Source organism: Stenomitos rutilans (assembly GCF_059505485.1).
On record NZ_JCACKR010000121.1, the window covers coordinates 25,826 to 36,844 of the forward strand.

General features: G+C 51.2%; 9 protein-coding genes and 1 pseudogene. 4 read left to right on the forward strand and 6 right to left on the reverse strand.

Annotation, left to right across the window (positions count from 1 at the left end; genetic code table 11):
• Positions 1 to 7: 7 nt before the first annotated feature.
• Entirely contained in the window at positions 8 to 1,363 is a 1,356-nt protein-coding gene (locus AC5JLP_RS26185) for an HlyD family secretion protein (protein ID WP_496070778.1), read from the reverse strand.
• Between the two features lie 221 nt (positions 1,364 to 1,584).
• Positions 1,585 to 2,721 carry a cytochrome P450 gene (locus tag AC5JLP_RS26190; protein ID WP_496070779.1) on the reverse strand — a complete coding sequence of 379 codons (1,137 nt, stop codon included), beginning with the start codon at positions 2,719 to 2,721 and terminating at the stop codon, positions 1,585 to 1,587.
• A gap of 109 nt (positions 2,722 to 2,830) precedes the next feature.
• Here AC5JLP_RS26190 and AC5JLP_RS26195 point away from each other — a divergent pair, with 109 nt between their 5' ends.
• Complete coding sequence (locus tag AC5JLP_RS26195; RefSeq protein ID WP_496070780.1) at positions 2,831 to 3,187, forward strand: MerR family DNA-binding protein; 357 nt, start codon at positions 2,831 to 2,833, stop codon at positions 3,185 to 3,187.
• A 69-nt stretch (positions 3,188 to 3,256) separates the two neighbouring features.
• Here AC5JLP_RS26195 and AC5JLP_RS26200 read toward each other — a convergent pair whose 3' ends face one another.
• Complete coding sequence (locus AC5JLP_RS26200; protein WP_496070781.1) at positions 3,257 to 4,510, reverse strand: NAD(P)/FAD-dependent oxidoreductase; 1,254 nt, start codon at positions 4,508 to 4,510, stop codon at positions 3,257 to 3,259.
• A gap of 188 nt (positions 4,511 to 4,698) precedes the next feature.
• Positions 4,699 to 5,325 (reverse strand): superoxide dismutase, encoded by a 627-nt coding sequence (locus tag AC5JLP_RS26205; protein ID WP_496070782.1) that lies wholly within the window; start codon positions 5,323 to 5,325, stop codon positions 4,699 to 4,701.
• Positions 5,326 to 5,572: 247 nt separating this feature from the next.
• Between AC5JLP_RS26205 and AC5JLP_RS26210 the strand changes: the two genes are divergently transcribed.
• Genes AC5JLP_RS26210 through AC5JLP_RS26220 form a run of 3 tightly spaced genes read left to right on the forward strand, consistent with a single transcriptional unit; the run spans position 5,573 to position 9,721 of the window.
• Complete coding sequence (locus AC5JLP_RS26210) at positions 5,573 to 7,324, forward strand: PAS domain S-box protein (protein ID WP_496070783.1); 1,752 nt, start codon at positions 5,573 to 5,575, stop codon at positions 7,322 to 7,324.
• A 24-nt stretch (positions 7,325 to 7,348) separates the two neighbouring features.
• Complete coding sequence (locus AC5JLP_RS26215; RefSeq protein WP_496070784.1) at positions 7,349 to 9,082, forward strand: GAF domain-containing sensor histidine kinase; 1,734 nt, start codon at positions 7,349 to 7,351, stop codon at positions 9,080 to 9,082.
• Positions 9,083 to 9,091: 9 nt separating this feature from the next.
• A complete protein-coding gene (locus AC5JLP_RS26220; RefSeq protein WP_496070785.1) occupies positions 9,092 to 9,721 on the forward strand; it encodes a response regulator in 630 nt (209 codons plus the stop codon).
• A gap of 140 nt (positions 9,722 to 9,861) precedes the next feature.
• Here AC5JLP_RS26220 and AC5JLP_RS26225 read toward each other — a convergent pair.
• Positions 9,862 to 10,448, reverse strand: a pseudogene (locus tag AC5JLP_RS26225) (Uma2 family endonuclease).
• Positions 10,435 to 10,743 (reverse strand): nucleotidyltransferase family protein, encoded by a 309-nt coding sequence (locus AC5JLP_RS26230; RefSeq protein ID WP_496070786.1) that lies wholly within the window; start codon positions 10,741 to 10,743, stop codon positions 10,435 to 10,437. The pseudogene AC5JLP_RS26225 and the gene AC5JLP_RS26230 overlap by 14 nt, the downstream one beginning before the upstream one ends.
• Positions 10,744 to 11,019: the final 276 nt, after the last annotated feature.

Consider the following 11,019-nt stretch of genomic DNA (forward strand, 5'->3'; position numbering starts at 1 on the left):
AGTTCCCCTACTTCCCACTCGTATCAACCGTTACGGTGACGCTAAGTCCGGCTCGCAGCTTGTGCTGGGGATCGGTATCGGGTTGAAACGTTAGCCGAATGGGCACCCACTGCACCACTTTGTTGTAGTTTCCGGTGGCGTTGTCCGGCGGCAGTAAAGCGTAGGTGGCTCCGGTTGCCGGACTGATGCCAGCAATGGTGGCTCGAAACACCTGTCCTGGATAGGCATCGACCCTGACCTCAGTGGGTTGACCAATGCGGAAATTGCGAATCGCCGTTTCCTTAAAGTTGGCATCCACATAGATGCGGTCTAAATACAGAGGCACTAGCGACAGCATGGGTTGTTCCGCCTGAACCCGCTGCCCGACTTGAGCCGTTAAATTCCCCACATAGCCGCTGACTGGCGCTTTGATCAGCAGATATTTAATCTGTTGGCGAGCTAGGGCTAGGTTCGCTGTTTGCTGCTTCACCTGCGCCTGATACTGTTGCTGATCATCCTGTTTAATCCCCACCTGCTGGCCACCAACCTGGTTTTGGACAAGCTGTGCTTTGGTGGCTTCGGCTTGGGCGATCGCCTTTTGCAGTTGGGCTTGAGCATTCCCCACATCCGCAACCGATTGCTCGACGGTTTGACGAGCAGCCGCTACATTAGCTTGGGCGGTTTTAACGTTAGTGCGATAGGAATCGAGCTGTTGCGCCGAGATTCCCCCTTCCTTGTACACAGCTTCATATCGCTGAAAGGTGGTCTGGTTATCCGTCAACGTCGCCTGCGCCTGGTCAACTTTTGCCTGGTTGGTTTTAACGGTGGCTTGAGCCTGCACCACAGTGGCTTGAGCCGCTGTAACGGCGGCTTCATCGGCGGCGACCTGGGACTGAGACTGCCGCACCTGAGCCTGATTGGTTTGACTCGTGTAGGGAACCGTATCCTTAGCGCTTTTCAACTGAGCCTGAGCACTGGCTAGATTGGCTTCTGCCTGCCTGGCTTTCAGCGTCAAATCGTGGTCTTCTAAGATCACCAATGTTTGCCCCGCTTCCACATAATCCCCATCTCGTACCAGCACCTGCTGCACTGTGGCATTAATTTTGGCGGCAACCGGGGAAGGATGTCCCTTAATTTGGGCATTATCCGTACTCGGATGGGTGCGCTGATGCTGCCACCAGCGCCAACCAAAGACACCGCCGATGAGCAAGACAATGATTCCAATCAAAAAAAACCAACGCTGTCTTTTGCGCTTTTCTGGAGACGATGGATCAGGCGTAGAGTCTGCGTTTGATGGTTTTCTATCTGCCGATTGATGGGATTGATCTAGTTCTTCTACGGGGCGATCGTCCGTTACAGGGGAGTCCGTTTCTAGTTGAGTCATAGGACTTGAGTGATTCAAATGATTTAGTGACACAAGATTCTTTTGTCCATTCAGCGCAGGTTGATCAACGTTGCGTTCAACATTTTGACCAAAACCTCCGAGGTTTAAGCCACTCTGTTGGTCGCTTGCTTGATTCTTCGTGAAAACCTCCGAGGTTTGCGTAAGTCCTACACTTCTGGCTTATCCTGATGCACCTACAAATGAGTAGGGTGCTGCGCTTTCTATAGCAAAACACTCAAGCTTTCCAGTCCATGCACTCTGATGTTGGGAATGGGTTTCAAAGGCTGGGTTGAGTCAACGCAGAGGTTGGGAAATTCCTCCAGCAGCGCTTTGAGTCCAATCTTGGCTTCCAACCTCGATAACGGTGCACCCAGGCAAAAATGAATGCCATTACCAAAGGCAATATGTTCATTGGGGGTGCGATCGATGATGAAGCGATCGGCATTTTCAAACTGACGTTCATCTCGATTGGCACCTGCTAGCCAGGGGTGTACTGTTTGCCCTGCAGGAATGGTCTGGTCGGCAATGTGGGTTTCAACTTGCGTAAATCGGTTCAAAAAGGCGATCGGAGAAGAGTACCGCAGAACTTCTTCAATGGCACCAGGTAAGAGCGACAAATCGTTCCGTAATCGTTCGTTTTGGTCAGGATTTTCATGCAGACACCAGATGGTATTGGCAATCAAGTTTGTGGTGGTTTCATTCCCTGCCGTCAGCAGCAGGACGCAAAAATCGACCACTTCCTGTCCAGTCAACTTTTCGCCCTGCTCATATGCCGCCGTTAAATCGCTGATCAAATCTTGCCCAGGATGAGATTGCCGCTCCTGAAGCAAGGTTCGGAAATAGTCGGACATGGTCTGGCTCGCGGTTGAATCGCTGGCTAAGATCCCATCTGACCAGTGCTTGAAGTTTTCTCGATCGTCCAGGGGGACACCGAGAATTTCGCCAATCACGACGATCGGCAGCGGTGAAGAGAACGCTTTGATCAAATCAATCTGGTTTTGTGATTTCATTTGATCCAGCAGTTCGTGAGTCAATTCAGTAATCCGAGGTGCCAGCGCTTCGACTCGATTGGGCGTAAAGACCTTCTGGACGATCGCTCGCAGTGACTGATGTTTCGGGGGGTCGGTAAAGGGTAAAGCTTGAGTAAAATCTTTGCGATCGGGAGCTTGAGGCGGTTTAGATGAAAAGGTTTTCCATTCGCTCAAGACGTGTTTCACATCGTCATAACGAAACACCATCCAGGCTTGTTGCGCTTCATCATAGAAAGCAGGCGCTTCTTGCCGCATTTGCGCTAGCCAGGGATACGGGTTGAGCAGAAATTGGGAATCGATGGGCTGGAATTGTAAATTGTCGGTCATGGCCGATCTCCTTGTGTCGAAAGTTGTGGGTCGAGCGCTACAGTCATTACGCTAAACTGCGGACTATACTCCGCAGTCAAGGGGTCTATGCAAAATGGGCTGATAAATCATGCTGATGGGAGAATTAGCGAAGGAAACCGGGCTATCGAAAGACACAATCCGCTTTTACGAAAAGCTGGGGCTAATTACTGCCCAGGAGCGGCAGGCGGGAAGCCGGATTTACAAGGAGTTTGGGGAGGAAACCGTCGATCGCTTGAAGTGGATTAATCGAGGTAAAGTGTTGGGCTTTACCTTGAACGAGATCAAGCCGTGGCTGGATGTCTGGCAGGAGGGAACGCTACCGCAGTCGGAATTGATTGCGCTGATTGAGCAAAAACTGATAGACATTGCTGAAAAAATCCAGCAGTTGAGCGAGATTGAGGCTGACCTGACTGCCACATTGAGTCGGTTAAGACAACAAAAATGACGATCGCGATAGGTATTTTGCAATGAATTCACATGCATGTATTTGGGCTACTACGACAGAGAATGAAGTTCAAATCTTGTGTTGGGCGCGCTGAAAAATGCCATCCTCCAGCCATTCCGCTGTTACTTTCAAGTTGTGGGCAGGCAAGGGCAGCATCTCCAGGTAGGTCAATTGCCGAATGGCGTAGCCCAGCTTGCCCGTGACTTTGTGTCGGTTAAATACATCCGCTGCCCCCTCTTCCATACCCAGTTTCAACAAAGTGCCGCGCAAGGATACCTGACTGGCTTGCAATGGTTCACCCTTGGAAAAGGCAATCAGGTTTTGGGCAATCGTCTTTCCCTGTTGATACGCCACTTGCGCTAAGGCAGGTTCGGGTGGCGACTGCGTCACACAATCACCGCCTGCAAACACCTCTGGATAGTTGAGTAGGTGCAGCGTCGGGGTGACAAATGGACGACCGTGTTGATCCCGATCGGTCTCTGGAATCGACAGATTTTTGATCAATGGATGCACTGCTGTTCCGGCTGTCCAGACAATTGTGGCTGCCTCTAACACCGCAGGCTGACCGTCCTGAATATAGTCAATGCGATCGGGATGCACCGCTGTCACCGTTGCTCCTAACACCAACTCCACCGGAATCACCCGCTCCTGTAACGCAGTCCGGGCGGTGTCACGCAGACGATCGTTGACATCACCCGACAAAATATCCGGGCTGCGGTTAATCAACACAATCCGAACTTCACGATGATCGCCGCCAAATCGGGCATAGAAGCCAGGGGCACTATCTGCCAGGGTAGCGGCGAGTTCAACCCCAGTCGGACCCGCACCAAGCACAGCGATCGTCACCAGCTTGCGACGCAGTTGTGGGTCTTCAACCTGGCTGGCGCGTTGAAAGCACTGAATCGTGTGCTGCCGAATCGCTAAAGCATCCGCTCCACTGCAAAACGTGAAGGCGTATTCAGCGGCTCCCGGTGTGCCAAAGTAGCCAACTGTACCGCCCAATGCCAGCACCAGATGGCGATAGGTATAGTGCAATCCAGAGCCTAGTTCTACCTTCCGCTCGGTCAAATCGATATGCTGCACCGTGTCTTGCAGAAAAGTAATATCGGTGCCATGCAGAAGTTGTTGATAGCGGGGGCAGACCTGATTGCTTTCCATCTGACCGTTGAGAAACTCATACAGCAACGGTTTAAAAACAAACCGTTCCGATCGATCAATCATCAGAATGCGACCCGAATAGTTGTGGTGGCTGAGGTAAAGCGCCGAGAACAAGCCTGTGAAGCCACCACCCAAAATGACAGTTTGTTGATTTGAATGATTCACTTCGTCGTTTAATTCTGAAAAGCAAAGGGCATTTGGCTTCATACAATGTGACATTCAAGCACCATCCAATTCGATTAATCAATGCGCTAAGAGAATGTTTGAGAAGTATGTTTGCAGCGGATTAGAACCGGATGAAATGGATAGTTGAAATGGTTTCATGCTCAGTCCTCAGCACTTTGTCCTGCTACTTAAACTCGTGCTAATTGATGCATTTGCAATCGTTGCGTGACAAACTCCCAATTCACTAAATAATCTAAAAACGCTTGAATAAAATCAGGACGACGATTCTGAAAATCCAGGTAGTAAGCGTGTTCCCAGACATCGCAAGTCAACAGTGGAATTTGTTGATAAACCATTGGATTTGCCGCATTACCCGTTTTAACGACTTTGAGTTGGTTCTGATCGAGCACTAACCAGACGTAGCCGCTACCAAACTGAAAGACTCCGGCACTTTTGAACTCAGCCACGAACTGATCAAAACTGCCAAAGCTATGGTTGAATTTCTCAGCCAAAATTTCACCTGGCTGACCACCGCCCCCCGGTTTCATGCAGTTCCAGAAGAAGGTGTGATTCCACACCTGAGCCGCATTGTTAACGATCGCTGCCTGATTTGTGTCCTGACTGGAATCGCTGTCGATCGCCAGGATGACCTCTTCTAACGATTGGTTCTCAAATTTAGTCCCTTTAACCAGCGTGTTGAGCCTGGAAACATAGGTGGCATGGTGGCGATCGTGATGGAACTCTAATGTTTTCTGAGACATATAGGGTTCTAGGGCATCGTAAGCGTAGGGCAGAGGCGGAAGTTGGAAAGCCATAATCAAGGCTCCTACAGGGCTTCGGATGCAACTGAAGTCTAGGCTTCAAGCTACGCTTTTAGTTTTGCTGATTGCCGAACGTTGGATTGCTATGTTTGTCCTGTTAAGCTGCAACTTAAGCGATCTCTGCCTAAAGGAATACTAGAGAAAATACGTTGTAAAATCTGATGCCGAGGAGCATTAGTACGGTCAAAGATTGCTTCAGGGTTAGAGCCAAGGATGAAGCAGGATAGGGTAGGCGATCGCGATGCAAAAGCAACAGAACGAAGGGCAGCAATTACAAGCACGTGTGGTACGCCTAAGGCAGCAAAACACCGCTTTGCAAGCTGAAGTAGCGGCTTTGCGTCAACAAGAAACAATGCTGCAGGCCCAAGCCGCGCACAGCTATGTTGGCAAAGTGACCGCCCATCACACAGCGATGCAAGCTGAACGTCTGCTACGGCAACAGACTGAAGCGGCTCTGAGCGAAAGCGAATGTTGTCGCCGCGCCTTTGAACAAGCTGCGATCGGCATGACCATTGCCGATTTAGAGGGTCACTGGCTGCACATCAACCAGCACTTTTGCAGCATGGTGGGCTATACAGAGGGCGAACTGCTCGCGCTCACCTTTGCCAACATTACCCACCCCGACACGCTGGAGAGCGATCGTGCCTTGTTGCAGCGCTTAGGTAGCGGCGAACTGCCAACCTACCAGACCGAAAAGCGCTACATTTGCAAAGACGGCTCCTTGCTGTGGGCTTGCCTGACCGTTTCTCTCGTTTGTGATGAGGTTGGAAACCCGGCTTACCTGATTGCCATTGTGCAAGACATTAGCCCACGTAAAGAAGCCGAATTGATTGCTCAAGAACAGCAACAGGCACTCCAGCAGACGCTTGCGTTTCTTGCCACTGAACCAGAACTCGACAAATTTGTGGAACAAGTTCTGATTACGATCGCAGCGCAACTTCAGGCTCCGGTTGCCGATATCTGGTTGCAAAATAACGAGCAATCTACGATAGCGCTTCACGTAACCCACCGGAACGTTCAGCTTGCGCCTGAACCGCTCACGCCCTTTAACCCGACTCCGATTCCGTTGGCCGCCCTTCAAGGTAATGTGGCGCGGGAAGCGATGACGAAGCACAAGCAACCGTTTGTCTACCCAGATTTGCCCAACCATCCGGATATGGAGATCTTTCGGGCTTGTTCAGCCGTGCGCGAGGGTGTGCAAACATTGCTGACGGTGCCGCTTGTGTTTGGCAATCATCATATGGGTTCGCTGGCGATCAGTCACATGGAAAGCCATGACTATTCCCCTGAAGCCGTGCGTCTGGTGACAGCCCTGACGCAACAGATCGTGTTAGCCACTCAACTAACTCGCTTAGCGGAAGAGGCAAAACAAGTGGCGATCGTCGAAGAACAAAATCGCTTAGCACGAGAGATTCACGATACGCTGGCGCAAACCTTTACCGGCATTACGCTGCAACTCAACAACGCACAGTACTATGCGACTCAAGAGGCCGCGATCGCCTGGGACATCATTGAGCAAGTCAAAACTCTGGCGCGGTCTGGGCTAACCGAGTCTCGTCGGTTAGTCTGGTCGCTGCATCCCGATGCGGATGAGTACCGGGATTTAGCTGGTTCGCTCCAGCGATCGCTGACTCAACTCACCCTGCACACGCCTCTGCAAGCCAATCTAGCAATTGTAGGAATGCCTCAACCCGTGCCCCCCGACATTGGCATGAACCTGTTACGCATTGGGCAGGAAGCCATCATGAATACGCTGCGTCATGCTCAGGCGCAAACGCTACAGATTGAACTCAGCTTCAAGACCGATGCGATCGCGCTTTACATTCGGGACGACGGGATGGGCTTTGATCTGCCATCGATACACGATCGTGTCGGCTTTGGCTTACTGGGTATGCAACAACGCTGTGATCGTCTGGGTGGGCGGTTCACCCTTTGCAGTCAACCGGGACAAGGCACTGCCATCCTGATTCAAATTCCATTCACTTCTCCATGAGCAAAATAGGGGCAAGAGGGCAAAATGCAAATGCAGCCAGAGGAGTTGCAGCAACTACAGGAACAGATAGTTCAACTAGAACAGGAGAACGCAGTGCTACAGGCTGAAGTGGCTGCTTTACAGCAACGAGCGTTGGCATTGCAAGCCACGGCCATGCAAGATGATACCGCAGAGTTGGCAGCACTCAACGATGAACTACAAACTGAACTCTTGCTGCGGCAACAGACGGAAACCGCTTTGGGTGAAAGCGAATGTTGCCGCCGTGCCTTTGAGCAAGCTGCGATCGGCATGACGATGATGGATTTAGAGGGTCGCTGGCTGCACATGAACCAGTACTTCTGCGACATGGTGGGCTATACAGAAGCCGAACTGCTCACGCTCACCGTTGCTGACCTCACCGACACCTTGGCGGACGATCGTGCTCTGCTACAGCGCTTGAGCAATGGCGAACTGCCTGGTTACCAAACCGAGAGGTCCTACCGTCGCAAAGATGGCTCCCGGCTCTGGGTCAGCCTGACCACCTCACTCGTGCGCGATGCGGGTTGCAACCCAGCTTACCTGATGTCGATTGTGCAAGACATCAGCCCACGCAAAGAGACTGAATTAATTGCTCAAGGGCAGCAGCGGGCACTCCAGCAGACCCTGGCGTTTCTTGCTACCGAACCTGAACTCGACAAATTCTTGGGGCAAGTTCTCGCCACGATCGTCGAGCAGCTTCAGGCTGTAGTTGCGGATATCTGGTTAGACAATGCCGAACGCACGACGACAACGCTGCACTCAAGCTACTGGAATGTTCAGCTTGCACCCGAACCGCTAGTTCCGTTTAACCCGCCTCCCATTCCGTTGTCTGTCTTGACTAGCATGGCACAGAAGCTAAAGGAGTATCAACAACCGTTTGTCTACTTGGATTGGCCAAACCATCCAGACGCAGCCATCTTTCGGGATCTGTCAGTCATGCGCGATGGAGTACAAACTCTGCTATTAGCTCCACTCCGGTTTGGTCACGACTTTCTGGGTGCGTTGGTAATCTGTCACCTGCAACGTCATACTTACTCTCCTGAAGCCTTGCGTCTGGTGACGGCCCTGTCGCAGCAGGTCGTATTAGCTCTGCAACTGACTCGACTGGCGGAAGAGGCGAAACAAGTGGCGATCGTCGAAGAGCAAAATCGCTTGGCGCGAGAGATTCACGATACGCTGGCGCAAACCTTTACCGGCATTACGCTGCAACTCAACAACGCACAGTACTATGCGACTCAAGAGGCCGCGATCGCCTGGGACATCATTGAGCAAGTCAAAACTCTGGCGCGGTCTGGGCTGGCTGAATCCCGTCGGTTAGTTTGGTCGCTGCACCCTGACGCAGAGGAGTACCGAGATTTAGTGGGGGTGTTGCAGCGATCGTTCGCTCAACTGACGCTACACACCGCTTTGCAAACCGATTTTGTGGTCACAGGCACCCCTCAGCTTGTGCCGCCTGACATGGGTATGAATTTGTTACGCATTGGACAAGAAGCCATCACAAATACATTGCGTTATGCGCAGGCGCAAACTCTACGCATGGAAATAGGCTTTAGGGTAGATGCCATCTCACTTCATATTAAGGATGATGGTGTCGGATTCGACCCGCAGTTAGCCCACGATCACGGAGGGTTTGGTTTGCTGGGAATGCAGCAGCGCTGCGATCGACTCGGTGGGCAATTTACCCTCCATAGTCAGTCTGGACGGGGAACTTCTATCCTGATTCAAATTCCACTCACTTAATCCACTGCGATGACGTTAGATTCCAATATCCGCGTTCTAGTTGTTGATGACCATCCGGTGGTGCGAACGGGCTTAACCACCATGCTGCACTCTGAACCCGGTCTGGAACCAATTGGCGAAGCGAAAACAGGTGTCGAAGCGATCGCGCAATTCCAGGCGCTGCATCCTGATGTGACGCTGATGGACTTACGGATGCCAGAACTGAGTGGCGTAGAAGCCATCACCACCATTCTCAAAGACGACCCCACTGCTCGCATTATCGTTCTCACCACCTACGACGGTGACGAAGACATCTATCGCGGACTGCAAACGGGAGCCAAAGGCTACCTCCTCAAAGATGCCGATCGCAGTGAGCTATTAGAGGCAATTCGAGTCGTACACGCTGGACAGAAGTACATTCCGACACTTGTGGGTGCAAAATTGGTTGAGCGCATGAGCGGTCCGCAACTCAGCGATCGCGAAACTGATGTACTGAAGCTGTTAGCCCAAGGCAAAAACACTCAAGCGATTAGTTTATTGCTCAGCATCACAGAAGGAACCGTCAAGTTTCACATCACGAATATTTTGCAAAAACTGGGCGTGAGCGATCGCACTCAAGCCGTCGTAACTGCCTTCCAACGTGGCATTGCAAATCTATAACCATTCTCGAAGGGCTCAACCAGACTTCACAGAAACTAAAGTCCACTGCTTGGCTTGCTTTAAGTCTTCAGTTTAAGATTTAATCGTAAAATACGACTCTTTGTAAAGAGTGCGATAGCTGTGCAAATGGGTACCAGTCCCTATCGAAGCTGAGTAACGTTTTCATAGAGGGTTTCGATCGCGCAAGCATAGCCAATGCTGGCGAATGCGATCGTGTCTCCGGCTCGATAAACCTGGGGCATCCACAAATTATCGGCTTGACGCTGAAACTGCTCGACCAGAATTTGCTTTTGGTAGATCAGAACGTATTCAGTAAATGCTGAGATTGACTTGTAATCAGCGAACTTATCGCCGCGATCAAAGGCTTCTGTGGCGTCGGAGAGGACTTCAATAATGAGTTTGGGATACAGAATGAAGTCTTCGTCGGAACGCCGATTCTCTTCGAGAGGTTTCGCCAACGCATCGTCGCAGGTGACTGCCAAATCGGGATAGTAAAAGAGGTTGATGGCGGGCGCACTTTCATATCGGAAGTGTAGGGAAGACAGCCTGTGCCGCGTAGATGGTTGACGAGGAGGGCGGAGAGGTTGCCTGTAATGATGACATGGGCTTTGCTGGCTCCTGCTATCGCCACCAGTTCTCCCTGGAGATATTCGTGTTTGATGGGAATGGCTTCGGTTGCAGCATCTCGCATATGGCGTAATTGAGTTAGATCATCAATCTTGGACATATGGTACGAGGGCTTCACTGAGAACGCGATCACGAATGTAGCGGCTGAGTTCTTGCGGGGTTCGCAAATCAATCCTGCGATCGCCGAGCAGGTGCGAGAGTTCTCGCTGCATGGTGACAATGGCGAAGCTGGGTGTTTTGCCCGATATAAATTCAACTAAGACATCAATATCGCTGTCGGGGCTAAAATCATCTCGCAGAACGGAGCCAAAAAGGGAGAGTTTGCGGATATGGTGCCGTCGGCAGAATTCAGCGATCTTCGTTTGAGAGATTTGAATCGGTAGAGTGGGTTGCATATATCTACTTTTTGTGGGGATACCGCACAGTTAGCGACTTGGCGATCGCTTCTCAATTTAATCGTTTCGTAGTTGTTCAAGTATGTCTTTGGTGAAAATGGCGGAGGGTGGTTTGCCTGTACGGAGGTTATCGATCCAGCCTTGGCGTTGGGCTTTTCGATCAACCTACAGGCAATCCGGTATGGTTAGCTCCAGTCTTCGATCGCCAAGCCAGAAACCATTAGATCTCTTACAGTTAGAACCCGTTGAGTTGCAGCGAGGAGAACCATCAGGAAC